The organism is Stenotrophomonas sp. A3_2, from assembly GCF_036624925.1.
GTDB lineage: Bacteria > Pseudomonadota > Gammaproteobacteria > Xanthomonadales > Xanthomonadaceae > Stenotrophomonas > Stenotrophomonas hibiscicola.
This window is the reverse complement of record NZ_JAZKVY010000202.1, coordinates 1-664: the sequence shown is the minus strand read 5'-3', so window position 1 is coordinate 664 and position 664 is coordinate 1. Positions and strand designations below refer to the sequence as shown.

General features: G+C 65.2%; 1 protein-coding gene. It reads left to right on the top strand.

What is annotated here, in order from left to right; translation table 11 throughout:
* Nucleotide 1 precedes the first annotated feature (1 nt).
* Nucleotides 2–664 (top strand): CocE/NonD family hydrolase (locus R5H29_RS06705; RefSeq protein WP_332328944.1); only part of this gene is annotated, 663 nt, incomplete at its 3' end.

Sequence of the window (664 nt, the reverse complement as noted above, 5' to 3'; positions counted from 1 at the left end):
CATTTCCTACGACGGGTTCACCACACTGATGAGCCTGTTCCATCCGCATCCGGCGCTTGTCGCCGCGGTGCCGATGAACCCGATGGTGGATGGCTGGATCGGCGACGACTGGTTCCACAAGGGCGCGTTCCGGCAGCTCGGCAGCACCAACTACATCTACGAGCAGCAGGGCACGCGGGCGAACGACGAGCATTTCTGGACCGGCCATTACGACGATTACGACGCGTTCCTTGAGGCCGGTCCCGGCGCGGCGCTCGCGCATGCGAACGGGCTTCAGCAGATGGGGTTCTGGCGGAAGCTGGAGGCGCACCCGACGTACGATGCGTTCTGGCAGGCGCAGGCGGTGGACAAGCTGCTAGCGGCCGAGAAACCGAAGGTGCCGATCCTGCTGGTGCACAGTCTGTGGGACCAGGAGGATATTTATGGCGCGCCGGCGGTGTGGCGGGCGCTGAAGGCGGTGGGCACGCCGGAGCTGCATTTGGTCATGGGGCCGTGGCACCATGGGCAGGGGATCGAGGACGGATCGACGCTGGGCGCGCTGCATTTCGGCATCGATTCGGCCTTGAGCTTCCGGCGGCAGGTGCTGCGGCCGTTCCTCGATGCGTATCTGAAGGATGGGGCGCCGAAGGCGGATATTCCGAAGGTGATGGCGTTCGAGACCGGC